The sequence below is a fragment of the Mycolicibacterium pyrenivorans genome, from assembly GCF_025821625.1.
GTDB lineage: Bacteria > Actinomycetota > Actinomycetes > Mycobacteriales > Mycobacteriaceae > Mycobacterium > Mycobacterium pyrenivorans.
This window is the reverse complement of sequence record NZ_JACKSH010000090.1, coordinates 1-25,294: the sequence shown is the minus strand read 5'-3', so window position 1 is coordinate 25,294 and position 25,294 is coordinate 1. Positions and strand designations below refer to the sequence as shown.

Genomic DNA, 25,294 nt, shown 5'->3' with positions numbered 1-25,294 from the left:
CGAACAAGATCAACCCGACGACGGCGCCACAGGCCACATCAGCACGCTCAATGACGACCGCATACCCCGTCGTCGTCATCCCGAGAGACGGTCAACAAACGACCTGCGCGCCCGTGAACGTCACACGCCACCCAGAGGCTGTTGGAACCGCTGGTGACCTGGGGAAACGCACCACCGCTGCTTCCTGGGGTCAAGTGGTCGCAGGTTCAAATCCTGTCAGCCCGACAGAGAGATAGCAGGTCACAGGCGGTTTTCACGCCGTCGGCGCGGTCTCGACAATTGCAGGGCGGCCCACTTAGCAAGTTGCGGGCGCTCTATCTTGGAGTTGTGGCGCGGATCCACGGGCAGCCTGCGCTTGAAGAGGATGGCATGGATCTTGTTCGCCATCTGAGAATCTGCAGCCCGCTCGAGCAGTTCTCGGCGTAAACCGGCGAGCTCGTTATTACCAACGTCGGGCTCGACCTCGACGCAGAGGACGGGCAGCTCGCCCACCGGTGCGGGCACTCCCACCAGTCCACTTCGCCTCACCTTGGGGTGAGCGTCGAAGAGCGGCTCCACTTGCAGCGGAAATACGGTCCCGCCATCTGCCTTCACCCGCTGCGACACCCGACCGCAGACCCAGAGCTTGCCCTGCGCGTCCAGGTAGCCGACATCCCCAAAGCGCTGCCAGGCCCCTTGTGGGTCGGGCACCTTGTTCTTCCGCGTGCTCTCGGGGTCGAGGTAGTACTCGGGGCTCACGTGCTTGCCCCGCACCAGGATTTCGCCGACTTGCCCCGTGGGCAGCTCCGACGCCTCCTCGATGGAGTCGATGGGACCGTCCACGATGTCGATGATCTTCAATTCGACGCCCGGCAGGGCGTAACCCACACAGATGCCGGCACCCTGCTCGGTCATGTTCCACACGCTGTCAAGGTGCTCGCGACTGCCGATCTCGGTCGACGGCATCGCCTCGGTGGCTCCGTAGTTCGCCGCTAACTCTCCGTCGGGCGCCATGACCGCGCCGAGCATTCTTTCGACCGGACCGGAGACCGGCGCCCCGGCCCCGATGACTCGTTTCAGAGAGGGCATCGTCAGGTTGCGCGCAAGCGCTTCCCGTGCCAGGTTCTCGATCAGGATCGGCGCGGCGAAAAACGACCCGACCTTGCAGTCGTTGATGACCTGGATCAGAGCGGTCGAATTCACCTCGGCCGGGCCTTGTCGCGCGAAGTCGATGGGCGGCACTACCATCGTGCCGCCGGCACTGATGGGGATGAAGAGGAACGCGGGGAAGACGGCCATATCCACCGGGACCTCGTTGTCCGGATCCCAGCGCCAGCTGTGGTGCGCGTTGCGGAATACCTGACAGAAGTTGCGATGCAAGTACAGCGACGGTTTCGCCGGCCCGGTGCTGCCGGTGGTGTAGAGAACGGCGCACGGATCGTCCGGGCCGACTCTTGGCGGCTGCGGCTCAGCGGGCGCTTGTTTTCGCAGCGACCTGATCGATCGCGCGCCCGGGAAGGGTGGAAACCCGGTGATAGTGCGGGCTCCCGGAACGAGTGGGCTTCCCGTGAGAACAAGCTTCCGGAGGTCTCGAGGACCCCATCCGAACGTGATCCGTCCGAGGTGCGCGAGCGCGGGGCCCAGGAACGCCTCCGGCTTCACGCGGCTGAGCCGTTCCGCAACGTTGCGATAGCCGACCGCGGGGTCGATCCAGATGGACAAGGCGCCCACCCGCGTGAGGGCCACGCCCACGACGCAGGTCTCGTAGCTGGGCGGCGACATGCAGACGATGCGGGTCATCTCGGCGATGCCCATCTCGCGCAGCCCCACGGCGACCGACTCGGCGTCGGCCGACAGCTCGGCGTAGGTGTGGCGCTTGTAGCGGCGCGTGCCGTAGCCTTCCCAGCCGTCCAGCTCGATGACCGCGATGCGCCCAGGGTCCTCACGCGCTACCCGCAACACGATGTCGGCGAGGTTGAAGATGTCGTCGGGGAACGGCTCCATCTCAGGCGTGCGTCGCCGCGGCGGCCTGTAGGAACCCGTCGATGATCGAGGCGACCTCATCCGGCTGCTCCAGCATCAGCAGGTGGCCGGATTCGGGTAGCCATTCCTGGCGTGCGGGGTGCAGGGTCGAATTCAGGCGGCGTCCCGCCTTGGGTGAGACGATCTTGTTCTTCAGCCCCCAGATGGTGCAGATGGGAGGGAAGCCCTGCTGCGGCGCGAGGTTGTCGATGACCGAGTAATTCTCCAGGTCGTCGAGCACTCCGAGCAGCGACTCCAGCTGGCCAGTGGCCGTGTAGCTGCCGGCGAGTTCGGGGTTGCGCTGGAGCTTGAGGGCTCGGCCGCGCGGCCCCAGCTGGAACAGGGTGGCGGCTGAGCCAATGCCGTTGGTGAGCTTCAGTTGCCCGAGCAACCGGTACACCTGCCGATTGATTGCCGGCAGCCGCTCCCGTATCCACAGGAACGGTCCCAACCAGCCACCCAGGAAGGTCGACTCGGTGAGCGGGTTGCACAGCACCAGGGCCTTCACCTTGTCCTGATGGCGTTCGGTGAACGCGAGGGAGATGGCGCAACCCATGCAGTTGCCTACAAGCGCGACCTTCTCCAACCCTCGTGAGCTGACGAACTCCTCCAGCATCGCTACGTAGTTGTCCAGGGTGTAGCCCGCGCCGGGCTTGGCCGAGTTGCCGAACCCCAGCAGGTCAAGGGCGAAGATCTCGTACTTGCCGGCGAGTCTGTTCGCTACTTCCTTCCAGATGGCGTGCGACGAGCCACCGTTGTGGAGCATGATCACCGGCTCACCCTGCCCGGTGTGCTCATACGTGATCAACAATCCCCGGAAGTCGAAGCTCTCCAACGCAATCCGCCCTCGCATCTGTGGTCATTACGATACCGCCGCGCTGCACAACAACAGCCTGGTGCCGACCGCGGCGGCCAGCCACTCAGCTCCGGCACCGCGGCCTTCCACCCAGCCGACACCGTTTCTCTATGCAATCACGGCACCTAGCCCGCGGGGTAGGGCCCGAAGTCCCATACCCGATAGCCAATAGTCGGTGGTGAGGCATAACCGCATGATGCTCGACACCGCAGTCGATCCGCGGCCCGCGGTGCCCGGCGGCCGCGTCCAGATGTGCTCGAAGCGGTTGCTGGCCGGTTCGCATCGAACAAGGCGCTGCGCAAGGAGATTGCCGAGCTGCGTCAGGCCAATGAGATCGTGGCGCGCGGTACGGATCGAAGCACAAGACCACCGCTGCCGATGACAATCATGTGCCGTATCCCGATCTGGTCGACCGACACTTCTACGCTGCGACCCCAAATCGGTTGTGGGTGGCCGACTTTACCTATGTGTCGACCTGGACGGGGTTTGTCTACGTCGCATTCGTCATCGACGCCTGCAGTCGCCGCGTCCGGGCTAGCGGGCCGCCCGATCGATGACCACCGACCTCGTTCTCGACGCCACCGAGCATGCCTTGTTCGCCCGCGCCCAGAACGGCACCACCCGCTTGCGCGGGTTGATTGCCCACAGTGACGCCGACAGTCAACACACCTCGGTGGCGTTCACCGAGCGGACCCGACGGTGGTCTCGGCGAGCGCGTTGTCCAATGCAGTCGCCGACTGAGCCGACCGAGGCTCCACACCGTCGTCGATGGGTCGTTCAAGAACGAACTCATCCGTCGGAAAGGCCCCTGGCGTCACGTACCAGGTCGAACTCACGACCGCCGAATGGGTCGTCTGGTTCAACACCGAACGCCCCCACGAATACCTCGCCGACTTCACCCCCGAAGCCGCCGAGACGCTCTACCACGATCACAGAACCACCCCACCAAGAGCAGGGTGATCAACGAGAACAGTCTCGGCCTCAACGGGACGGGTCATCAGGTGATCGCATGTTCAAGTCCTAGTTGCAGCGCTCCCGACGGCGCCCCGGGCGATGGAAGTTCAACGCCAGTTCATTGCTGGATTACGGTGGGCCGCGTGATGTCGGCCAACACCCGCCGGGCGGCGCTGCTCTTCGCATTCGCCTTCGCCGTGATGGCAGACCCGGTGTCCTCGGTCGCCTACGCGATCGAAGCGGCCCTGCGTGCGTTGGACGGCAACCTCGCGATGCTGCTACCCACGATGGCTCTCGTCGTTGCGATCGTCGCCGTCCTGGTCGTCAACTATCACCAGATAGTGGGCCGCTATCCGCAAGGTGGGGGCGCGGCCGCGGCGGCGGCCGACGCATTCGGCGAAGCCAGCGCATTCATCCCCGTCGGCGCACTCATCGTCGACTTCGTCCTCACCATCGCGATCAGTTGCGCCGCCGCCGCCTCTGCGGTGATCGCGTTCTTCCCCAACCTGGCGGACCTCCGTCCCCTGATCGCTCTGCTCTTGGTCACCGGCGTCGCTGCCGTCACGTGGTTCGGCCATCGGGGCCGCGTCGTGTTCGCGGTGATGACAGTCGTATTCGTCGCCCTCACCGTGGTCGTCCTCATCTGCGGGCTCTTCGTCACGCCACTGCCAGGTCCGCCCGTCAACGCCGCCCCTGGGCATGGCCCACCTTTGGCGGTCGCACTCGCATTCCCGGTAGCCATGGCACTCGCCACGGGTATCGAGGCCCCGTCGTCGGCTATCGCACAGCTCGGGCAGCTCGACGATCCCGGCCGCCGCAGATTCGGTCGGATTACGTTGTGGCTCACGCTGATCATCGTCGGCACTCTCACCCTGGCCCTGACTGCCGAACTGGTACATCTGCGCATCGGCGTCCCGCCCGCCGACAGCACGCAGATCGCCGAACTCGCACGCATCGCCACCGCCCCGCCGGTGTTCGCCGCCTTCCAACTCGCCACCGCACTGCTGCTGCTATCGGCGGCCAGTTCCTCCTTCCAAGCCGGCCCGGGCCTGTTGAAAGCGCTGGCACGTCGGCGTGACCCAGACGGAACCCGCGCCGGGATCCTGCCCGCCTGGCTGGGCCGGACCAACAGCGGATACACGCCGTATTGGGGTGTCGTGGTGTTCATGCTCGCCGCGGGCGCGGTCACCTTGGCCGCACGTGGACGCGACCAGGAACTGGTGCTCTTCTACGCCGCGGCCGTGTTCGTGGCCTTCCACGCCGGCCTGGTCTCCATGTGCCGCTTCTCGTGGCAGCAGAGGCGATTCGGCTCCCTTGCAATCAATCTGACGGGCACCGCCGCAGTGAGTTTCACGCTGGTCATCAACGTGACTCGAGGGGAGCCCATTGTCTCCATCGCATCGGCCGTACTGATCGCCGCCGGACTGTATGTGCTGTGGATTCGGGCCGGCCGACCGCGGGGCATCGGGCATTCGGAGTCTGCGCCGATTCCGAAGGCGACGGCCACCCGCTAAGCCATGTCTTCCGTATGGCGGTCCAGCAGATGCATGCGCTCAGAACGACGGCGACGCGATGGGCGAGGGCCTGGGGGTCGGCGAATGAGGGCAGGCGCTGGCTGCTTAACACACGGGGCTGAGTCCCTCATCTGCCTGTGCGGTGGACGTTGTATTCAGCCAAGTTCAGTCCACTGCACGCTTACCCCGCCCTTCGCGGCGACGCCGCGGAGACGAAGGGGGTTCGATCAACGAAGCGAATCGATTAGCCGGCTTAGCTCTTGGCAATTGCTAGCCGGCGGCGGGAGAACGGCCGACTGCAGCCCGACCTGGCTGCGGTACCAACACTGCCAATGGTAGGGGCAGGAAACGGTGGCGAGCAATAGGCAGCCGGGGGTGGCATGGCAGCGTGCTCGGTTGCAGATGTCGTCCTGGACGGACCTCGAACGGTCCGGCGGGGGCCGTCAGTCGTGGTGGTGCGCCCCGCCGGCGTCGTGTGGAGCCTCCATCTGAGGCAGGGCGGGTCCGGGCAGCGGCGGTGCCGTAGCGGGTCGCGTCACTTGGACATCCATCGGAACGGCGGGCTCCGACTGGTCGTGGTGGCCGTCCGCGTGCTCGCTGTGCGGGGCCTGGTGTTCACCTTGGGCCTCGTCCGACCCGTGGTGGTGGTCATGGCCCTGAAGGCCCGAAGCCACTCCTGCAGTCACCGCAACGGCGACGACGGTGTGGGCGCCGAGCAGAATCAGTGCGCTTCCGAAGCTCGACACCGGCTCTGCCCGGTCGCCTCTGAACCACGCCCATGCCGCACCCATGACGATGTAGCACTCGAGAAGCAGCGCACATATGCCGGCGGCATGTACCGCTTCCGGCTGCCCGGCGTTCGGGCCGAAGGGCTCACCCATGGTCAGCGACCAGACCCACAGTGCGGCGAAACCGGCATTGGCCATGATCCCCACAGCGAAAAGCACGGCCGGGGGGCGGCTCCAGGCGAGCAACGCCCAAATCAGTTGAAACACCGCAATCGAGGCGAAAAAGACTCCTGAGGGCAGCCAGCTCTCCCAGTGGGACGGCGTGACGGCGAAATGAATCACCGCTGCGCCAAGCGACGCGGTCGCCGCCGCGCGGGCAGCCAGCCTGCTGTCGGTTCCTGATACTGCCCTGGAAGTCATTGCCCCGATGGTGCCGATCGGCGGCGAAGCAGGACAAGCACCAGGCCATAACGTTCGGATGTCAGATTCGCAGTGAGCCGACCCGCGGCTCACGCTGGTGGCGTTGGGGGCAGCGGCGATCGTTACGATGAAGGCGATTCTGTCCTCGCTGTAGAGGGAGCCGGCGCACGTGGGAGCTCGACGAAAGACACGTGTGCTGCTTCTCGCGGCCGCGGTGATGTGCGGCGCGCTCCTGGCCGCAGTGGCCATCACCACGCGAGACGCCGGAACCACCGACTCGACATCCGTGGACACCCCCGAGCATGCAGCGCAGCAGCGGTGTGAACGGGATGTGGTATCGCGGATGGTGACACCGTCGACAGCGAAAGTCTCCGACATCACCGTGACGGACACGCGACTGGACCCGGAAGTCATGGACCTGTTCGCGTTGTTGAGCGGCGGGTCCCTCAATGGCATCGACCACTCCCGCATCAGCGTGCGCAGTGTGGGCGGTGTTGTCGAGGTTCCCAGCGAAGTCGGCGGCGCGCTGCGTGACCCGTTCACATGCCGGGCGTATTTCGTCGACGGTGATCTCGTCGACACGCTCGTCGTGTTCGACCACGACCATTGACCTCCGCAGATGCCGCTCGGTGGAGCCGAGGCCTACCCTCGCTCGGCGAGCTCAGCCAGGTGCGTCAACGAGTTGTCCAGGTGTTGCCGGGGGAACGGCGGGAACTCGATATCGCGAGGGCGCGGCACCCGCGACCAGTCGTAGGTGAGCGTGACTTCGGTCTGGTCGGTCCCGACCGGCTCGAGGTGGTAGCGCCAGAGCCACCCGCCGTACTCGACGGGGGCGTCGTCGTCGAATCCTTGCCGACCGGGAATGTGGCGCGGTTCCGCTCCGGGCTGCCACGCGATGGCACGTGGCCGATCGAACACCTCGACCCGGTTCGCCATTTCGTAGTCCTTGTTGGGGTGGTTGTCGTGATACATGCCCATCCGGAAGATCTGGCCGGTTCCGGTGAGACGGTCGCCGTCGACAGGCTTGCGCACCCATCCGGTGCCGTCGATCGACGCGTGGGTCGAAGGATCGGCCAGCAGGTCGAACACGGTGTCGGCCGCCGCGTTGATGACGGTTCTCGCGACCATGGTTTCTTCAGTCATGCCTGTACCGACTGCCGGCGGCCGGAAGATTCATCGAACCGCCGGGCGCTAGTTTGGTCCGATGCACGAACCGAGTCGGGCGGCCGACGCTCTGCAGGCGGATTACTTTCAGGAGTTCTTGTCGCGTGAGCGTGCCGAGTTGTTGGCGGAGGTGACCGGCCACGTCAAGAGACTGACCCTGTCGATGACCACGGGGCCGTCGACAGCGATAGGTCACCATCGTCGGTGTGTTCGTATGGCGGAGCGCCAGATTCGGGCCATCGACCGCATGCTGGCGGCGCTGGAACGTCGATTCTCCGACGGCGAGGTCAGGCGTCGAGCTTGACCAGCTCCGCTGCGGCGCGACGCTCGACGAACAGGGGAACGAAGTCCCGGATGGGTCGACCGTCGAAACGCGCGTACTGCGATCTGCTGTTCGGTCAACGCGATGAGCTTGTGACGAACGTCAGGTGTCGTCGAGACGCCCGCACGTGCCACATCCCCGGTCAGCGCAGCGCGGCCCGACCCCGGATCCGGCCGAGCACGATCAACGCCAGGAGAGTGACGGCCAGCAGCAGTGTGGTGCTCGCCGCCGCCTGGAACACCTGCCCGCGGTCGGTCAGCCCGAAGATGGTCACCGGCAGCGTCTTCCACGTCGCCGGATACACCATGACCGTGGCGCCGAGCTCACCCATCGACAGCGCCACGGCGAGCCCGGCGGCAGCGCCCAGCGCGGGCAGCAGCAGCGGCAGCGTGATCTTCACCAGCACCCGCACCGGGCCTGCGCCCAGCGACTCCGCGGCCTGCCGGTAGGCGGGATCCAGCCGGTCCAGCGCGGCGGAGACGGCGCTGAACGCGAACGCCAACACCAGTGCGGTGTGGGCGAGGACGACGATCCAGCGGGTTCCGCCCAGCAGCAGCGGCTTCGAATTGAACGCGATCAGCAGACCCAGGCCGATCGCCACCGACGGCACGGCGATCGGCAGATGGAACACCGCGTCGGTGATCTTCCGGAGCCAACTCGGCGCCTCACGCGCCGCCAACGCCGCCCACGTCCCGATCACGAGCGCGGTGCCGCCGGCGAGGAACGCCGTCTGCAGGCTGACCGACAGGCTGGCCAGATCCTCCCCGGACAGCGCGTCACCGAACCGGGCGAGGCCAAGATCGGACGGCAGGGGTCCGGTCCACGATCCGGCGAGACCCGCCACCACGACGGTGCCAAGCGGCAGGACGAACACCACCAGGACCGCCACCGCGAACACGGCCAGCACCACGGCGCTACTGCGTCGGCTCCACAGCAGCATCGCCCACCCCTCTCCCCGCGGTGAGCCGGCTGAAGGCGAGGCGGTAGAGACCGTAGAGCAGTAGCGACAACAACACCTGGACGGTGGCGATCACCGCGGCACCGGGCAGGTCGAAGGTCACGATCCCGCGCGTGTAGATCAGCACGGGCAGGGTCATCACACCCTTGGCTCCGGTGAACAGCACGATGCCGAACTCGTTGAGCGTCAACAGCAGAACGAGGCCGCCACCCGCTGCCAACGCGGGCCACGCCTCCGGCATCACCACACGGCGCAACACCATCGACGGTGACGCGCCCAGACTCGCCGCGACGTCGAGTTGGGCGCGCGGGATCAGCGCGAACGCCGCCAGCAGCGGCCGCACCACGAACGGCGTGAAGAACGTGATCTCGGCGGTGATCACCCCGGCCGGGGTGTAGAGGAAGTCCAGCAGAGGGGAGGACGATCCGGTGACCGCCGAGATGGCGGCATTCACCGCCCCGGCGCTGCCGTAGAGAAAAGTGAACGCGAGCGTGATGAGAAACGACGGCAGCGCCAGCACCGTGTCGATCAGCCGGCCCACCACCGTCGACCCCGGAAACGGAACGAACGCCAACACGATCGCGAGGAACGTGCCGAGCACCAGACAGCCCAGCGTCGAGGTCGCCGCAATCACCACCGTCCGCCACAACGCGTCGCGGAAGACCTGTGAGCCGAGGACCTCGCCCCAGGAGCCGCCGACCGAAGACTCCCAGAACACCCGCAGCAGCGGATAGAGCACCACCAGCAGCACCAGCGCCAGTGGCGGCAGCACCCATAGGGCGGCCTTCCCGCGTCGCGCCGGCCTGGTCGGTGGTGACGCGGCAGTCGGCGCCTCGAGAAGCGTTGTCACGGAGTTCTTTCCGTGCAGACGAGGACACCGGCGGGCTGGGGGAGGAGCAGCCCGACGACGCTGCCGGTCTCGAACGGGGTGTGTCCGGGCACGTCGACGTCGACCTGCACGTCGGGCAGCCCGTCGACGTCGAGCACCAGCCGGGTGACCGCACCCCGCCACACCGCCGCCATCACCGTGGCCTGCAGCGCGCCGCGTTCCCGCGTCGAGACGACCTGCAGCGCGTGCGGGCGCACACACAGAAGCGCCGGGGAGCCCGGGCCCCAGTCGGGGTGCCCGAAGTCGGGCTGCGGGGCCTCGGCGTTGACGGTCCGTGGGCCGACGGTGACCAGTGCGGAATCGCCGATCACCCGGCCCACCGTGCACGGCAGCAGATTGGCCCCGCCCAGGAACGCGGCCGTGAAGCTGGTGGGGGGACGCTTCCACAGGTTCTCGGCCGTGTCGACGTCCATCAGCCGGGCGTCGTTCATCACGACGATCCGGTCGGCCAGGGCCAGTGCTTCGGCCTGGTCGTGGGTGACGTAGAGCATCGCCGTGTCCGGCAGTGCCTCTTTGAGGCGCTGCAGTTCGGCCAGCATGGACTGCCGCAGTTGCGCGTCGAGGGCGGCCAGCGGCTCGTCGAGCAGCAAGACCGCGGGCCGGATCGCCAGCGCCCGAGCGATCGCAACCCGCTGCTGCTGACCGCCGGACAGCTCACGGGGCAGGCGCTTCTGATAACCGGCCATCCCGACCATGTCGAGCGCCTCGGACACACGCGGCATGACCTCCCGACGCGCCACCTTCTGGGCGCGAAGGCCGAACCCGACGTTGTCGGCGACCGACATGTGCGGGAACAGGGCATACGACTGCACGACCACTCCGATCCCGCGACGCGCCGGCGGCAGATCGGTGACGTCGCGTCCCGCCAACCGCACCGCGCCCGAGGTCGGCCGCACGAATCCGGCCAGCGCGTTGAGTGCGGTGGACTTTCCCGATCCGCTCGGGCCCAGCAGCGCCACCGTCTCACCCGCGGCCACCCGCAGCGAGAAGTCGACCAGGGCGTCGGCGGCCTTGCCGCCGCGGCCGTAGGACACCCCGACCCGGTCGAAAACGATTGCCGGAGTGCCGGTTTGAACCCTGGTGGGCTGGAGGGTCCGTCCGACCGACGCGACGCGGGTGTCGGCCATGTCAGCTGCCGGTGGCCTGCTGGTATGCGGCCAGGTCGGCATCCAGATCAGCGAGCACAGCGTCCCAGTCGGGCACCCAGACCTCCACGCCGTCGAGGACCGCGCCCGGGGTGTTGGGCTCGGGGGCACCGGTGTCCTTGAGGGACTCGAGCACCGGGATGCCCAGCGCCTCACCGGCGACGGTCTTCTGGGTGTCCTCGGAGATCAGGAACGCGAGCAATTGCTTAGCCTCGTCGGGATGCGGCGCCCCGGCGGTCACCCCGGCAACGTAGGGCAGCGAGATGCTGGTCCGCTTCCCGCCGGGACCTGCCGGGATGAAGATGGTGAACTCGGATCCGTCGTCCTTGATGGACGCCAGGTTCATCTGCACGTCGCCGTTGGCGACCAGCAGTTCACCGTTGCTGACCTTGGGCTGGAGCTTGCCGGTGGACGACGACGGTCCGACATTGTTGGCCTGCAACGCTTTCAGGTACTCCAGGGCGCCCGGCTTGCCGCGCAGGTGCTGCAGCAGGACCAGGACGGCGGTGCCGTCGCCGGCCTGGCCGGGTGTCGAGTACTGCAGCTTGCCCTTGAACTCCGGCTTGAGCAGGTCGTCCCAGGCGACCGGCGGCGGGTTCGCGCCCGGGTTGGCGATGAAACTCAGCGCGTTGTCGACGATCGGCATGTAGCTGCCGTCCAGCCCGACCTGGTCGGCGGCGATGCCGCTGGTGTCAGCTCCGCTGGGCTGCAACAGATTCAACTGCGCGGCCTTCTGGATGAAGGGCGGCAGGGTGACCAGCAGGTCGGCCTGGGGGTTGGACTGTTCCTTCTCGACGCGCGACACCACCTCGCCGGAGCCTGCCTCCACGAGGTTGACGTTGATGCCCGTCTCCTCGGTGAACCTCGCGAACGTGGCCTCGTACCAGGTACCGAGGCCGTCGGCGCTGTACACGGTCAGGGTGGTGCCGGCGCCGGAACCGGAGCCTCCGGTGCCGCCGCAGGCGGCGGTGAGGATGCCGACGGCCACCGCGGTCACCGCCGCGATGGTGGTGCGTAGTTTCATGTATCAGCCTTTCAGGAGCAGATCGGTGAAGTCACAGACGGACGGCACGATGTGGGTGGCGCCTGCCGCGACGAGTTGGCGCTCGTCATGGGCGCCGGTGAGAGTGCCTGCCGCGATGGCCGATCCGGCCCGCAGCGCGCTCTCGATGTCGCTGGTGGTGTCACCGAGTACGGCGACCGAGCGCACGCTGTCGGCGCCGGTGCGCAGCAGTGCGGTGAGGATCAGGTCCGGACAGGGGCGGCCCCGGATTCCGTCGCCGGGGGCCAGCACCAGGTCGACGAGATCGTGCCAGCCGAGAGCAGCGATCAGCTTGGCCTGGGTGGCGCGGGAGAATCCGGTGGTCAGCGCGACCTTGATCCCGCCGGCCCGCAGCCGGGAGAGTGCTTCCGCGGCACCGGGTATCGGCTCGGCGTGACCGGCGCCGATCAGTGCCGCATAGGCGTCCTCGAACGCTGCGTTGGCCCGCTGCGCGGTCGCCTCGTCGTCGAAGAGCGCCCGGAAGACGGTGATCTTGGACTGGCCCATCGTGTCGAGCACGTACCCGCGGGCGTGATCGCGCTCCGGTCCGGCCGACGGCAGGCCAACCACGTCGGCCGCCGCCTCGAAGGCCCCGACCACCAGCCCGTCGTCGACGACCGTCGTGCCGGCCATGTCGATGACCGCCAACTGTATTCCGTTGTCACGCATGCTCATAGTCCGATCCTGTCTGCTGTCTGCTCACCGATGACGGGGCCCAGCGTCATGCCACGGCCACCGGGACCGGTGACCACCCACACGCCGTCGCCGACCTGTTCCCGGTAGGCCAACCGGCCCGGGTCCACACACTGGCTGTAGACGCCCGCCCACCGCTGCCGGATGGGCGGCAGGGGCCGGCCGAGCAGTTCCTCGACGACGCCGGCCAGGTAGTCGTAGGGGGCCTCGGTGACGTCGAAGCCGAACGGCTCGGTGTACTCGTGGGTGTCGCCGATCGTGAGACCGCCGTCGAGACGCTGCACGCACAGCAGTTGCATGCGGTGCTCGTCGGCGACGAGGTCTTGATTCTGGTTGCGTCGCAGCGCGTCCAGCGCGTTACCGGCGAAGGCGGGGTAGTAGCGCATGCTGTCGCCGTCGGCGATCGCGGTGGTGAGCGGCTCGTCCAACGGTGCCGTCTGCATCATCTGCAGCCGGACCCGTCGCACGGGGATGTCGCCGGCGAGCTCGCGGACCAGTCCGCCGTGTGCGGCGCCGGCGCACACGATCACGACATCGGCGTCCTGGGTGTTCCCGCGGTCGTCGACGACCCGTGTGCCCGTGACTGCCCGCGCCTCGGTCGCGGGCAGGAACGTATACCTCCCGGTGGCCTGCAGGGACGCGCGGATCGCGGGCAGTGCCTGCCGGGACTCGACGGCTCCGTCGCGGGAGCAGTGCAGGGCGGCAACGAATTTGCCGCGCAACGCGGGGTTGATACGGCGGGCTTCTGCGGGTTCGACGACCCGGAATCCGCGGCGGCCCGCATCGGCGCGCGTGCACACCTCCTCGGCGACGGCCACCTCGGCGGGGGTGCGCAGGAGTGTCAGCGAACCGCAGGGACGGAAGCCGATGGCGGGCACCTCGTTGCCGAGGTCCTCCCACAGGGCGCGCGATCGCAGGCCGGCGTCGAGCTCGCCGGAGGATCGTCCGGACACCCACACCAGTCCGAAGTTGCGCACGGTCGCTCCCCGGGCTTCGGTCTCCCGTTCCAGGTGGGTCACGTGGTGGCCACGACTCACGGCCTGCCACGCGTGAGCAGTGCCGAGGATGCCGCCGCCGACGATCGTGACCCGCATGGTCGTCGAGACAACTCGGCCAGGGCGTCGGTCCCGCTATCGCCTGATGTGGGCCACGGGAACGGGCGATGAACAATTGGTATAGACCAATCTGGGGTATGGTCGGCGCCATGCCGACCCGCGCCGACGAGATCCGCGCCGAGACCGCAACCGTCCTCGCGTCACTGCGGGGAATCTGGGACGAGGAAGCAGTCGATGAATGGGACCACGCGATGCAGGCTGCAGCGCGGGCCATCGACGACGGCGCCGACGACGAACTGGTGCTTGCCTCGGCGCTGCACGACATCGGGCACAGTCCACTGCTCGGCGGGCCGCACGCCCCTGACCACTCCGGGCTGGCCGCTCGATGGATCGTTCCCCGATTCGGAGCGCGAGTCGGCTGGTTGGCAGCGGCTCACGTGGCGGCCAAGCGGTATCTGGTCGCCACCGAGCCCGGCTACGCGGTTAGCCTGAGCGAGACGTCGGTGACCTCGCTCGCTGACCAGGGCGGCGCCGATGTCGACCCGGAATTCGTTGCACACCTTTGGCATCGCGACGCGTTACGGTTGCGCCGCTACGACGACGCCGCCAAGGACCCGGAGGCCGTCGGCGCCCCGATCGGTTACGTATTGGACCTCGCGCACCGCCTGGCGCGATGAACCACCCCAAGCCCTACCTGGTGCGCACGGGCCTCGAGGACATCCTCGACGGGCTGCAGGAGGGCGATGCGTTTCCGCCCGAGCGGCAGCTGGCGGCGCACTTCGGGGTCGCGCGGGAGACGGTCCGCCAAGCCGTCCACGAACTGCTCGTTGAGGGACGTATCGAACGGCGGGGCCGGGGCACCGTGGTTTCCCGGCCCAAACTCGTGCAGCCGTTGTCGCTGAAGTCCTACACCGAGGGCGCGCTGAGCACAGGCCGTCGCCCGGGACGCCTCGTCGCGACATGGGAGAACGTCACCGTTGACGCCGAAGTTTCTGCCGCACTTGCTGTTTCACCCACCGAGCGGGTCATGCACCTGGAACGGGTGCTGCTCGCCGACGACGTGCGGATCGGGTTGGAGAGCACCTACCTGCCCCTGCACAGGTTCGGCGATCTGGCCGACGACTTCGACCCGACGACATCGCTGTACGCCGCGATCCGCGCCCGAGGGGTCGTCTTCGGCTCGGCGACCGAGCGCATCGAGACCGTCCTGCCGTCACCGCGGGAGGCCGCGCTGCTGGAGTCGACCGTCGCGATGCCGATGCTGCTGCTCAACCGCCGATCCGTCGACAGCGACGGCGTCCCGATCGAGGTGGTTCGCGCGCTGTACCGCGGTGACCGGGTGGCGTTCGAGGCCCTGCTCACCGACGGCTGACCCGTCAGCCGGCTGTCGCGGGAAGCAGGCTGCCCCATTCCTGTTGAGCGATCGACGGATGAAAGTCCGCCGCGTCGGTGAACCCAGTCGCGAGCCCCACCAACGTGGCGGCGGCCGCGGACACGGTGATGTCGTTGCGGTGCGCTACCGCGAGCAACTCGCCGAACGCCGCCTCGGGTGAATACCGGCGCAGTCCGATGAGGATTCCCTCCGCCAGATCCAGGACGCGCCGTCCCTCGGGGACGCGTCCCCATTTGAGGACGACTCGACTGCTACCGGCACCGTGATCAAGCATGAGCCCAGCATCGCACCGAAACCGCGTCGCACAGCTGAACGCAGGGTGTCGAAATGTTGACAATGCGCCGGCACCGTCACGCGCCGGTCGACACCGCCGTCTGGTCGCCGGGTCCTACCCCGCGCTCGACACCGCCGACGTCGTGATCACCCCCGGCCTCAACGGCCTGAGACTTCTGCGCGACTCCGCGTGGCACCCGAGGCATCGGAAGCGCGCGTGACCAACTCGGCGATTCGCGGGCAACGAACCGTGGCGAGGGCGTAATTTACGCCCCAGCAGATCCACCGAGAGGTGTGAGCCAGCCATGCGGCCACGGCAACAGCGGCGCGGGCGCGAGTCGTCGAAAGGAACCCCATGGGGTACGCCAGGCATATCGGTCGAGTAGGGGCGTTGGCGATCACCCTGGGCGTGGGGGTGGCCCTGGGAACCTCACCGGCGGTCGCCTCCGCCGAGCCCACGAGTTCGTCGTCATCCGCCGGCGATACGTCGTCGAGTACGTCCTCGTCGTCGGCCACGTCGACAAGCGGGGGTACGGACTCCGACGGCGGCGCGCAGGACGGCGAGACCTCGGATGCATCAGATGCCGATGCCGACGAGGACGCCGCTGCCGACACCGATGACGCTGCCGACACCGGTGACGACGAGCAGGACCCTGAGGACGACGCCGGCGACGAGGACCCCGAACCGGCGACGCAGCGAGACCGCGACTCATCGCCGGAACCGGCGAGCACAACCTCTGCCGAGGTCGCGGACGGCGCCGATGACGCGGAGGCGCTGACCGCGAATGTCAGCCAGTCCACCGACTCCGGGGAAAGCACACCCGACGTCGTCACCGGTGCCACGGCGACCGCGGCCGAGGTCCCGGTGACGCCTGCGGTTTCGCCAGCACCTGCTGCACCGGAGCCCACCGAGGTAACCGTCGTCTCGGCTGAGTTCGTGTCGACGGGGCTGCAGCCACTGGCGCAGCCCGGCCCCGAGGTGCCACCGGTCCAGACACCGGTGATGCTGGCGGCGCTGGGTGCGGTGCGTGACGAGCTGGAGCGAAACACCTTGCGCCGCAAGGCAACCGCATCGACTCAGCAGGCCGTCACGCTGCTCGCGGACCCGTCGCCGAACGTCCTGCTCATCGGTGTGGACGGTGCGAACCTCAGCAGGGTGCTCGCCGATCCCGCCAACGCCAACTTCTTCGAGCTGATCCAGAGCGGCACCACCGCCGCGGCGAGCATCGCCGGGCACACCACGATCTCCAACCCGTCGTGGTCATCCATCCTGACCGGTGCGTGGGGTGAGAAGACGGGCGTGATCAACAACGTCTTCACCCCGTGGACGTACGACAGGTGGCCGACGGTGTTCAACCAGCTCGAGGCGTACAACTCGGCCATCCAGACCACGGCCATCGCCAACTGGGACGTCATCGCCGCCATCGCCGACGGCGGTTCCATGCCCGCCGACGACGTCCGCTTCGTCTCCCAGATCGAAGGCGACACCGACTGGTTGCTGACCGACGACGCGGTGGGCGACCACACCGAGGCGGTGATCGCGGCCGCCGATCCCGACGTGCCGAACTTCGTCTTCAGCTATTTCGTCGGGGTCGACGAGAACGGGCATCTGTACGGCGGCGCATCGCCGCAATACGCCGACGCCCTGCTCAACTTCGACAGGAACCTCGGGGAGATCCTCGACGCGGTGAACGCGTGGGAGGCCGCCACCGGCGAGCAGTGGACCATCATCATGGTCACCGACCACGGCCATCAGCCGCAGCAGGGCCTCGGCCACGGCTTCCAGTCACCCGACGAGACATCGACATTCGTCATCGTCGAGAACCCCGACATCTTCGCCGAGGGTGCGATCAACCTGCAGTACCAGATCGTCGACGTCACACCGACCGTGATGACGCTGTTCGGAGGCCCGCCGCCGGTCGACGGCGACGGCGTGTCCGTGACCGAACTCGACGGTGGCAACGAGTTCCCGGCCAACAACGACGAGGCGTTGCGGGACGAACTGCTGGACGCGATCGCCACGTACGGCTACCCCGACATCGGCAGCCAACTCGCGCTGGGGGTACGCACGATCGCCACCTCGGTGCCGTACTTCGTGTTCGGGTTCACCAACCAGTTCACCTCAGCGCTGCAGGCGATCGCCGATCAGGACATCTTCCTGATCAGCCTGCTGGCCAGGGTGGCCATCCTGCCGGTGCAGCTCATCGGCGACATCGCCTATGTCGCAACGAATGTCGTTGCACAGATCGTGGCCCGGCTGACCGGTGTGACCGGCGCCCGCATCTTCCCGCTGTGGTCGCCAGCCCCGCCGTCGTTCCCGTCGACACCGGAGGAGGCGACCACCATGGATGCGGCCGCTGCCTGCGGCGACGGTCGGGGATCGGCGGCGGCCTGGTGGTGCGGCGAGCCGGCGATCGCGGTCTGAGCCTACGGCTGCATGGATCCGATGTAGTACTTCTCGCGCCCGGTGGGGTAGCCGCCGCCGTTGGTGGCGATGTGGACGTGGTCGTAGTGGTTGGCGGTCTCGTTTCCGTAGTCCGCCGTCCAGCTCGGCGCACCGATGCCGGGGTAGAAGCCCTGTCGCCAGATGACGTGCAGCACCCCCCATCGTCGGGCGTTCGCCAGTGCCAGTCCGGCGATCTGGTTGCCCAGCTCGATGCCTTCGTCGGTGCCGTGGTTCGGGATCATCACGTCGATCGCCAACCCGTTGGGATGCCATGGCAACGGGTCCTGCCGGTACCCACCGATGGTGGTGATCTCCGGAAACATCATGCTGATCGCACGGGCCGCCCAGATGGTGTGTCTCTGCAGGCCGCCCTCGGGCGTGACGCCGGTGGGCAGAGCGAGATCGAAGACGCGGGCATCGATCGGTGCGCTCGCCGCCAGCAATTCCGCCTCCGTGGGACTGGCGGTGGTCGGCGCGGCGGCATCCGGGGGCGGGCCCTGAGCCGCCGGGGTTTCTACGGGTTTGTCGGCGGTGAGCGGCGGCTTCGTGCTCTGGGCGTGCAGCATCGCGCCGGAGACGACCAGCGAGAGCACGATCGCCAACGCGCGACCTCGCCCGTTGGCTAACACGTTTCTCCGCACGAACAGCACCTTAATGTCGTAGCCGACGCCTTCGGGCAATCTTCGCCATCTCCGTGTCGCCCCGTGTGGACGGCACCCGCGCGACCGGGACGGGTACGACGCTACCCAACGCCTCACGACGTGCCGCGGCACGTAGCACCCACGACGACATCGAACATATGATCGAACAATGGGACTGCAGCGGATCGGATACGGCGGGCAGCCCCTGCCCAAGGTGTTCCGTCCCGTGGATCCCCCCGCCCCCGTGCTCATCGACCTCGTCGCGCTGTTCCCGAGAGAGCCCCACGGCTGCGGCAGGTACCACCCCAACGGCCTGCAGATGGACACCGTCGTCGAGGGTCGGCTCACCTATTGGGCCCTCGGTGAACATGGCGGATGGTGGGGGTTGGTGACGTACCCGATCAGATACGGCACCGAGAATCAGACGGTGACGCACTGGGCCCCGGCGTGGGTGCTCAGGCGGCCGCAGCCGACGGCCGGCAGCTAGGACGCAACCGCGGAGCTGCCGCCGACGCGCAGGTGAGCGGTCAGGAGCAGTCGATCGACCGACGACCGTGACGGCAACGTCTCGTCGTACTCGAGTGCGACCAGATCTACCGCCAGCTGGATCGCGAGGGCGCGCAGCTTGACGTTCGTCTCCTGCGAGCGCCACCGGAGCAGCTGAAAGGCTCGATGTTCGTCGATTCGGTAGGCCAGCATCAGCATGCCCTTGACGCGCTCGATCGGTCCGCGGGATTCGGCGATCTCGGACACCGCGGCGCTGATGTCCCGCTGGTAGTCGCGCTCCGGCGTCGGGCCGTCCTGCCCGATCGGGGTCACGTCGATATAAAAGCCGTGTATGCCGACCTCTGCGCCGGTCTCGTCGTGCAGGTGCTCGCCGAGCACGATGACATCGCGAGTCGCCCCCGTGGCGTCGATGATGCGGTGCCGGGTGCTGATGGCCTGGCGGGTGCGTCGAACAAGCTCGAGCATCGCGGCCATCTTCGGACGATCGTCGGGGTGTTTGTGGCGCATCACGAGATCAGTTGTGGGGGTGACGCATTCGGCGGGAGCGTACCCATGGATCCGGGCCACCTCCGGGGACCACTCCCAGCGTTCGTCCTCGAAATGGAAGTTGAACCAGCCGGCGAGAGGCGCCCCGTCGTCGACGCCCAGCGCTGCTTGCTCTATCGATTCGGCATCCACGAAGGCTCCTCCACGGACACGGCAGATTCCCCACCGCCGCCTCGGGTGAGGCGGATTTCCTGGATGCGGTCACGGGTCGTGACGGCATCGGTTCCCCCGGTCAGCGATGCGGGGCTGCGCTGCTGCTTAACGCAATGGCCGGTACCCGCATCACCTACACCGGGCATTCAACGCAGCCTCGCTACCGTCCGATGCTCTCCCCAGGGTAGGCGACGCAGCGGGTCGAACACGGCAAGGTCGACGGACTCGCCGCGGGTCGGCGTCGGCAGGCTTTGGATGGGTACATGCTCGCCGCGATCATCGGGACTGCTCGTCAATCAGTTCGCCGGTCTCCCCGCCAGGCTCGGACGAACTCGACCAATACCGCGGTCATGGCCGGGATGGCTTCGCGCGCGATCACTTCGTAGCCATGGGTGCTCGACGTCGGCAGACACAGAAGTCCCGCTTTGGGCGCCAGTCCGGTTGCCTTCGCATGAGATGCGTCGGACTCGAAAGCCCCCAGCACGGCGGGCTGAGGGGAGAGTCCGAGCTCGGTGGCAATGTGCAGCAATCGGTCGGCAACGTCCTTGTCGTAGATGCACTGAGCGTCGCCGTAGGCGATGATCGGCCCACCGCTGACGCTGGTGGAGTATTCGGCCTCGGTCGGACCTACTTCCAGCGCAAGGGTGAGGTCTCCGGGCAACGTGCGGCTTGCGTAGGAGCCTCCCACTCCGCCGATCTCCTCACTGGTCGTGAACACGATGTAGACATCCGCGGGCGGTCGCTGCTCTCGTTCTCGCAGCGCATGCGCCGTCTGCAGTAGCGCGGTCACAGGGGCTCGGTCGTCCATGAAGTACGACCCGAGGTAGTTGGCGAATTCCACCAATGTCCGCTTGCTTCTCTCGACACAGACCCGCGTCCCCGGCCGCACGCCTGCGGCTGCCAATTCCTCGGGCGTGCGCCCACTGAACACGTAGACATGAGACCAGTCGAGCGCTTTGTCCCCCTGGTCAGGTTTGGTCTCCCAGATCCGCCGGCTCTCCTTCGTGGTGTGTTCCGACCCCAACGAGAGGACCCCGCACAACGTCTGGTGATCGCCGAGGATGGCAACGGGGCCGAGACCGAAATTTGCCGGATACATCGTCCCCAGCGGTGTCAATCGCAGGGAACCGTCAGGCTCGACACGCTTCACCAGCATCGACAACTCATCCATGTGGGCCATGACGCGCAGCGCGGGCACGCCCTGCCCGTCCTTGCTGCTCCGACCACCGATGAGACCGACCAGATTGCCCGCTTCATCGACCCAGGTTCGGTCGACACACGCTTCGAGTTCGCGGCGACAGATGTCGCGGACCGCGTCCTCCTGGCCGGGCGGCCCGTACGCCCAGAGAAGCTCTTGAAGCAACTGTTGGTTCAACGCGCCGCCGCCGAGGTCGGGCACCGCTTGTCGGCGATCATCGAGCGGAGCCCGCTGCTGCCGATTGGGCACGTCAGCCGGACTTCTTTCCGCCCTTGCGGCCCGCGGCCTTCTTCTGCGACTGGTTTCCGCCGCTGCCGCTGCCGCTGCCGCTGCTGCGGCTGCTCTGACTGCTCCCCGAACTCTTGCCTCCTCTGCTGGAGGCGCCGGGCGAATTCGCGATCGCCGCCGCCCGGGATTTGCTCATGCCCTTCTTCCGCAGTCCCTCATATTGCTCGTCGTTCTTGACGCTGGACCCATGATCTTTGGCCACGACGGACTCCCTTCCTTGATGGTTCCGGATACCCGGTTTCACCGACGGAACACCGCCCTCTCGTTTGCCCCGACGTGATGGATGGCGCTGCCACCTCGTCGTGGGCGCTTCGCCTTGGTCCGGCAGGGCCCAATCGGCGAGCAGTGATGTCGGCGGCCACTGACGACACCGACCGGCCGCACGAGAAGGAATGCGCGCGTGGGCGATCCACTCCTTCGCGCGCTTGGGCTCGCCGGCCCAGACGAGGTCCACGTCCCCGGATCCGCTGCCGGATCGGGCGATATCTCGATGCTGTCTCGGCCCGTCGCCTGGACCGCGGCCCAATCCGACCCGCGCCGCGCGGCGGAAACCTAGGCTGCCATCCATGCCGATCGATCGTGCCGCGCTCGTCGCGGGCAGTATCCGCCTTGCCTCCGGGGTCTCGTTCCTCGTCGACCCCCTCCGTGCGAACCGGCTCTGGGGCGATTCCCGGGAACCCACAGCCTCGGCGCAGCTGCTGCTGCATTCGATGGGCTATCGGGACGCCCTCATCGGCGGGTTGCTCACCGCGGCGGCGCTGCGCGGCAAGGACACCCGCGGCTGGTTCCTCGCCTCCGGGGGTGCCGACGCCGCCGATCTGCTCGGCGGTTCCCGAGTCCACGACGGCCTCACCCGACCCCAGCAGATCATCGGCCTCGGCGGCGCTGTCGTCGGCATCGGTGTCGGCTTGTGGGGCGCGATGCGGCGCCCGCCCGCCCGCACACCTGCCGGCGATTGAGTCGCCGGCACCGGCTGCGCCGGTCGCGGCGCCGGGGGAGCGGGCTGAGCGCTCCCGACGACGCCGGTGACCGGGCCGCTGCGCTACGTTGGTAGCCACTCACAGATCACCGTGAGCACGCGGGACTTCCTCGAACTTGACCGAACTGACGCCGGGAGAAAACAGCATGAGCGCCGAGCAGCCGACCATCATCTACACGCTGACCGATGAGGCGCCGATGCTCGCGACCTACGCCTTCCTGCCCATCGTCCGGACCTTCGCCGAGGCGGCGGGCATCGACGTCAAGACCAGTGACATCTCGGTGGCGGCGCGCATCCTCGCCGAGTTCGGCGACTGCCTGACCGAAGAGCAGCGCGTGCCCGACAACCTCTCCGAGTTGGGCGAACTGACGCAGCTGCCGGACACCAACATCATCAAGCTGCCGAACATCAGCGCCTCGGTGCCCCAGCTCCTGGCCGCCATCAAGGAGTTGAAGTCCAAGGGCTACGACCTGCCGGACTATCCCGGGGAGCCGAAGACCGACGAAGAGAAGGCGATCAAGGAGCGCTACTCCAAGATCCTCGGCAGCGCGGTGAACCCGGTTCTGCGCGAAGGCAACTCGGACCGCCGTGCGCCCAAGGCGGTCAAGGAGTACGCGCGTAAGCACCCGCACAGCATGAGCGAGTGGTCCCAGGCCTCGCGCACCCACGTGGCGACCATGAAGCACGGCGACTTCTATCACGGCGAGAAGTCGATGACCCTGGACAAGGCCCGCAAGGTCAAGATGGTGCTGCAGACCAAGAGCGGCGAGACCATCGTCCTGAAGCCCGAGGTCAAGCTGGACGAGGGCGACATCATCGACAGCATGTTCATGAGCAAGAAGGCGCTGTGCGACTTCTACGAGGAGCAGATGGAGGACGCGTACAAGACCGGCGTGATGTTCTCCCTGCACGTCAAGGCGACGATGATGAAGGTGAGCCACCCCATCGTCTTCGGCCACGCCGTCAAGGTCTTCTACAAGGACGCGTTCGCCAAGCACCAGAAGCTGTTCGACGAACTGGGCGTCAACGTCAACAACGGCTTGTCCGACCTGTACAGCAAGATCGAGTCGCTGCCGGCGTCACTGCACGAAGAGATCATCCGTGACCTGCACGCCTGCCACGAGCACCGGCCCGAACTGGCCATGGTGGATTCGGCCCGCGGCATCTCCAACTTCCACTCACCCAGCGACGTCATCGTGGACGCGTCGATGCCCGCGATGATCCGCCTCGGCGGCAAGATGTACGGCGCCGACGGCCGGACCAAGGACACCAAGGCCGTCAATCCCGAGTCGACCTTCTCGCGCATCTACCAGGAGATCATCAACTTCTGTAAGACCCACGGCCAGTTCGATCCGACGACGATGGGCACCGTTCCCAACGTCGGCCTGATGGCTCAGCAGGCCGAGGAGTACGGCTCGCACGACAAGACCTTCGAGATCCCCGAGGACGGCGTCGCCGACATCGTCGACATCGACACCGGCGAGGTGCTGCTGACGCAGAACGTGGAAGCCGGCGACATCTGGCGCATGCCCATCGTGAAGGACGCACCGATCCGGGACTGGGTGAAGCTCGCCGTCACCCGGGCGCGGCTGTCGGGCATGCCGGTGGTGTTCTGGCTGGACACCGAGCGCCCGCACGAAGCCGAGCTGCGCACGAAGGTCAAGGCCTACCTCAAGGACCACGACACCGAGGGCCTGACCATCCAGATCATGCCGCAGGTGTGGGCGATGCGGTACACGATCGAGCGGGTGATCCGCGGCCAGGACACCATCGCCGCGACGGGCAACATCCTCCGCGACTACCTCACCGACCTTTTCCCGATCCTGGAGCTGGGAACCAGCGCCAAGATGCTGTCGATCGTGCCGTTGATGGCCGGGGGAGGGCTGTACGAGACCGGCGCAGGCGGTTCGGCACCCAAGCACGTGCACCAACTTCAGGAGGAGAATCACCTGCGGTGGGATTCGCTCGGCGAGTTCCTCGCGTTGGGTGCCAGCCTCGAGGATCTGGGCGACAAGACCGGCAACGACCGCGCCAAGCTGCTGGCCAAGACACTGGAAACCGCGACCGAGAAGCTGCTGGACAACGACAAGGGTCCGTCGCGCAAGACCGGTGAGCTCGACAACCGGGGCAGCCAGTTCTACCTGGCGCTGTACTGGGCGCAGGCACTGGCCGAGCAGACCGACGACAAGGAACTGGCCGAGCACTTCGCACCCCTCGCCGAGGCGCTCAGCGAGAACGAGGACGCCATCGTGTCCGAGCTCAACGAGGCCCAGGGCAAGCCGGCGGACATCGGCGGCTACTACTACCCCGACCGTGACAAGACCACCGCGGTGATGCGCCCGAGCAAGACGCTCAACGACGCCCTGGAGGCCGCCCAGGGCTGAGCGCCCCCGCCAGCTATCTCCCGTGTTTGCGACTTTGCGCCGATTTGCTTTGTGACGTGCGTAACATCTGACGGAGACCTGCCGATAGAGAGCAAATATCGGCTGGCGTCGTCTGGGAGTAGCTATGCGTCTGGTACTTGGTGTGTCGCTCACCGCCTCGAGCGCGGTGTGGGTGCTCGTTGACACCGTCAACGGCAAGATCCTGGCCGAAGAGGTCGTCGCGCTCGATTCCCTGCAGGAGATAGCCAGGGCGACGGCGCGCAGCGTGCAGGCCTTTGACGTGCAAACCGAGCACGACATCGAGGGCGTGCGGATGACGTGGACCGACGAAGCGCGCCAGCACGGCATCCGGTTAAGGACCAAACTGCGGCTGTTCGGTTTCGAGACCGTGGAGACGGTGACCCAGGACGCCGCGCGCAACGGGCGCAACAAGACCGCCCGCCACCTGGCCCCGCACCTGGCGCTGGCGTACGGTGCGGCGCGCTCCGACGTCAACGCCGACGAGAGCAGAAGCGTGTTCCACCGGCTCGCCTCGCGGGTGCCCATGGGGACCTCCCGGGTGCCGATGGGTGCGGCCGCGGCGGTTTTCGTGGCGGCGGTGGTCGGGGTCGGCCTGTACGCGTTCGTGGGCGCATCGCCGGCGCCCGACGCCCCGGAGACCGCAGCCGCGGAATCCACCCCGGCCCGGTCCGGGCAGCAGGCCGGGCCCGCACCTGTTGCGGCCCCGCCCGCAGCGCCCGCGGCC

At 67.4% G+C, this 25,294-nt stretch carries 27 protein-coding genes and 1 pseudogene; 12 read left to right on the top strand and 16 right to left on the bottom strand.

Annotated elements, in window-relative coordinates:
• Positions 1 to 240 precede the first annotated feature (240 nt).
• Together H7I57_RS11600 and H7I57_RS11595 are read right to left on the bottom strand one after the other, a co-directional pair.
• Entirely contained in the window at positions 241 to 1,983 is a 1,743-nt protein-coding gene (locus H7I57_RS11600; RefSeq protein ID WP_264023644.1) for a fatty acid CoA ligase family protein, read from the bottom strand.
• Position 1,984: 1 nt separating this feature from the next.
• A complete protein-coding gene (locus H7I57_RS11595; protein ID WP_264023643.1) occupies positions 1,985 to 2,854 on the bottom strand; it encodes an alpha/beta fold hydrolase in 870 nt (289 codons plus the stop codon).
• A 392-nt stretch (positions 2,855 to 3,246) separates the two neighbouring features.
• Here H7I57_RS11595 and H7I57_RS11590 point away from each other — a divergent pair, with 392 nt between their 5' ends.
• From H7I57_RS11590 to H7I57_RS11580, 3 genes are all read left to right on the top strand, one after another.
• On the top strand, positions 3,247 to 3,414 hold the full coding sequence (locus H7I57_RS11590) for a DDE-type integrase/transposase/recombinase (RefSeq protein ID WP_372510192.1): 168 nt from the start codon (positions 3,247 to 3,249) through the stop codon (positions 3,412 to 3,414).
• Positions 3,415 to 3,625: 211 nt separating this feature from the next.
• Entirely contained in the window at positions 3,626 to 3,817 is a 192-nt protein-coding gene (locus H7I57_RS11585) for an integrase core domain-containing protein (RefSeq protein WP_264023642.1), read from the top strand.
• Between the two features lie 140 nt (positions 3,818 to 3,957).
• A complete protein-coding gene (locus tag H7I57_RS11580; protein WP_264023648.1) occupies positions 3,958 to 5,325 on the top strand; it encodes an APC family permease in 1,368 nt (455 codons plus the stop codon).
• A gap of 443 nt (positions 5,326 to 5,768) precedes the next feature.
• Here H7I57_RS11580 and H7I57_RS11575 read toward each other — a convergent pair whose 3' ends face one another.
• Positions 5,769 to 6,473: a hypothetical protein gene (locus H7I57_RS11575; protein ID WP_264023641.1), complete on the bottom strand. Its 705-nt coding sequence runs from the start codon at positions 6,471 to 6,473 to the stop codon at positions 5,769 to 5,771.
• Between the two features lie 169 nt (positions 6,474 to 6,642).
• Between H7I57_RS11575 and H7I57_RS11570 the strand changes: the two genes are divergently transcribed.
• Entirely contained in the window at positions 6,643 to 7,083 is a 441-nt protein-coding gene (locus tag H7I57_RS11570; RefSeq protein ID WP_264023640.1) for a hypothetical protein, read from the top strand.
• Positions 7,084 to 7,115: 32 nt separating this feature from the next.
• Here the strand turns inward: H7I57_RS11570 and H7I57_RS11565 are convergent, their stop codons facing one another.
• On the bottom strand, positions 7,116 to 7,616 hold the full coding sequence (locus tag H7I57_RS11565) for an SRPBCC family protein (protein ID WP_264023639.1): 501 nt from the start codon (positions 7,614 to 7,616) through the stop codon (positions 7,116 to 7,118).
• A 61-nt stretch (positions 7,617 to 7,677) separates the two neighbouring features.
• On the opposite strand from H7I57_RS11565, the gene H7I57_RS11560 reads away from it, so the two are divergent.
• Positions 7,678 to 7,941, top strand: coding sequence for a hypothetical protein (locus H7I57_RS11560; protein WP_264023638.1), 264 nt, complete (start codon positions 7,678 to 7,680; stop codon positions 7,939 to 7,941).
• Here H7I57_RS11560 and H7I57_RS33715 read toward each other — a convergent pair.
• The 7 genes and pseudogenes from H7I57_RS33715 to H7I57_RS11530 all read right to left on the bottom strand — a co-directional run.
• A pseudogene (locus tag H7I57_RS33715) lies at positions 7,925 to 8,026 on the bottom strand (three-helix bundle dimerization domain-containing protein); the annotation flags it as partial. The gene H7I57_RS11560 and the pseudogene H7I57_RS33715 overlap by 17 nt on opposite strands.
• 75 nt (positions 8,027 to 8,101) lie before the next feature.
• Positions 8,102 to 8,899 (bottom strand): ABC transporter permease, encoded by a 798-nt coding sequence (locus H7I57_RS11555; protein WP_264023637.1) that lies wholly within the window; start codon positions 8,897 to 8,899, stop codon positions 8,102 to 8,104.
• Positions 8,874 to 9,767 carry a 2-aminoethylphosphonate ABC transporter permease subunit gene (locus H7I57_RS11550; RefSeq protein WP_264023636.1) on the bottom strand — a complete coding sequence of 298 codons (894 nt, stop codon included), beginning with the start codon at positions 9,765 to 9,767 and terminating at the stop codon, positions 8,874 to 8,876. The genes H7I57_RS11555 and H7I57_RS11550 overlap by 26 nt, the downstream gene beginning before the upstream one ends.
• Positions 9,764 to 10,933 carry an ABC transporter ATP-binding protein gene (locus tag H7I57_RS11545; protein ID WP_264023635.1) on the bottom strand — a complete coding sequence of 390 codons (1,170 nt, stop codon included), beginning with the start codon at positions 10,931 to 10,933 and terminating at the stop codon, positions 9,764 to 9,766. Before H7I57_RS11545 ends, H7I57_RS11550 begins: the two co-directional genes overlap by 4 nt.
• Position 10,934: 1 nt before the next feature.
• Positions 10,935 to 11,975, bottom strand: a complete 1,041-nt coding sequence (locus H7I57_RS11540) for a 2-aminoethylphosphonate ABC transporter substrate-binding protein (protein ID WP_264023634.1) — start codon at positions 11,973 to 11,975, stop codon at positions 10,935 to 10,937.
• Between the two features lie 3 nt (positions 11,976 to 11,978).
• On the bottom strand, positions 11,979 to 12,662 hold the full coding sequence (locus tag H7I57_RS11535; RefSeq protein ID WP_372510193.1) for a phosphonatase-like hydrolase: 684 nt from the start codon (positions 12,660 to 12,662) through the stop codon (positions 11,979 to 11,981).
• A gap of 2 nt (positions 12,663 to 12,664) precedes the next feature.
• Positions 12,665 to 13,780 (bottom strand): TIGR03364 family FAD-dependent oxidoreductase, encoded by a 1,116-nt coding sequence (locus H7I57_RS11530; RefSeq protein WP_264023632.1) that lies wholly within the window; start codon positions 13,778 to 13,780, stop codon positions 12,665 to 12,667.
• Positions 13,781 to 13,890: 110 nt separating this feature from the next.
• Here H7I57_RS11530 and H7I57_RS11525 point away from each other — a divergent pair, with 110 nt between their 5' ends.
• Positions 13,891 to 14,418, top strand: coding sequence for an HD domain-containing protein (locus H7I57_RS11525; RefSeq protein ID WP_264023631.1), 528 nt, complete (start codon positions 13,891 to 13,893; stop codon positions 14,416 to 14,418).
• Entirely contained in the window at positions 14,415 to 15,113 is a 699-nt protein-coding gene (locus H7I57_RS11520; protein ID WP_264023630.1) for a GntR family transcriptional regulator, read from the top strand. Before H7I57_RS11525 ends, H7I57_RS11520 begins: the two co-directional genes overlap by 4 nt.
• Positions 15,114 to 15,117: 4 nt before the next feature.
• Here H7I57_RS11520 and H7I57_RS11515 read toward each other — a convergent pair whose 3' ends face one another.
• Positions 15,118 to 15,408, bottom strand: a complete 291-nt coding sequence (locus H7I57_RS11515; protein WP_264023629.1) for an ANTAR domain-containing protein — start codon at positions 15,406 to 15,408, stop codon at positions 15,118 to 15,120.
• A 354-nt stretch (positions 15,409 to 15,762) separates the two neighbouring features.
• Between H7I57_RS11515 and H7I57_RS11510 the strand changes: the two genes are divergently transcribed.
• On the top strand, positions 15,763 to 17,832 hold the full coding sequence (locus tag H7I57_RS11510) for an alkaline phosphatase family protein (protein WP_264023628.1): 2,070 nt from the start codon (positions 15,763 to 15,765) through the stop codon (positions 17,830 to 17,832).
• A gap of 2 nt (positions 17,833 to 17,834) precedes the next feature.
• Here H7I57_RS11510 and H7I57_RS11505 read toward each other — a convergent pair whose 3' ends face one another.
• A complete protein-coding gene (locus H7I57_RS11505; RefSeq protein ID WP_372510190.1) occupies positions 17,835 to 18,533 on the bottom strand; it encodes a VldE C-terminal domain-containing protein in 699 nt (232 codons plus the stop codon).
• A 130-nt stretch (positions 18,534 to 18,663) separates the two neighbouring features.
• On the opposite strand from H7I57_RS11505, the gene H7I57_RS11500 reads away from it, so the two are divergent.
• Entirely contained in the window at positions 18,664 to 18,981 is a 318-nt protein-coding gene (locus tag H7I57_RS11500; protein WP_264023627.1) for a hypothetical protein, read from the top strand.
• On the opposite strand, the gene H7I57_RS11495 is transcribed toward H7I57_RS11500, so the two are convergent.
• The 3 genes from H7I57_RS11495 to H7I57_RS11485 form a co-directional block, all read right to left on the bottom strand.
• A complete protein-coding gene (locus tag H7I57_RS11495) occupies positions 18,978 to 19,679 on the bottom strand; it encodes a PAS and ANTAR domain-containing protein (RefSeq protein ID WP_264023626.1) in 702 nt (233 codons plus the stop codon). The two genes, H7I57_RS11500 and H7I57_RS11495, sit on opposite strands and share 4 nt — an antisense overlap.
• Positions 19,680 to 19,992: 313 nt before the next feature.
• The gene (locus H7I57_RS11490; RefSeq protein WP_264023645.1) at positions 19,993 to 21,075 is read right to left on the bottom strand and encodes a M42 family metallopeptidase; all 1,083 of its coding nucleotides are present in this window, start codon (positions 21,073 to 21,075) and stop codon (positions 19,993 to 19,995) included.
• Between the two features lie 73 nt (positions 21,076 to 21,148).
• Positions 21,149 to 21,388 (bottom strand): DUF7218 family protein, encoded by a 240-nt coding sequence (locus H7I57_RS11485; RefSeq protein ID WP_264023625.1) that lies wholly within the window; start codon positions 21,386 to 21,388, stop codon positions 21,149 to 21,151.
• A 364-nt stretch (positions 21,389 to 21,752) separates the two neighbouring features.
• Between H7I57_RS11485 and H7I57_RS11480 the strand changes: the two genes are divergently transcribed.
• The 3 genes from H7I57_RS11480 to H7I57_RS11470 all read left to right on the top strand — a co-directional run.
• Positions 21,753 to 22,145, top strand: a complete 393-nt coding sequence (locus H7I57_RS11480; protein WP_264023624.1) for a DUF4267 domain-containing protein — start codon at positions 21,753 to 21,755, stop codon at positions 22,143 to 22,145.
• A 166-nt stretch (positions 22,146 to 22,311) separates the two neighbouring features.
• Positions 22,312 to 24,549 carry an NADP-dependent isocitrate dehydrogenase gene (locus H7I57_RS11475; RefSeq protein WP_264023623.1) on the top strand — a complete coding sequence of 746 codons (2,238 nt, stop codon included), beginning with the start codon at positions 22,312 to 22,314 and terminating at the stop codon, positions 24,547 to 24,549.
• A gap of 124 nt (positions 24,550 to 24,673) precedes the next feature.
• The coding region (locus H7I57_RS11470) for a DUF7159 family protein (protein ID WP_504928637.1) at positions 24,674 to 25,294 on the top strand (621 nt) is incomplete at its 3' end.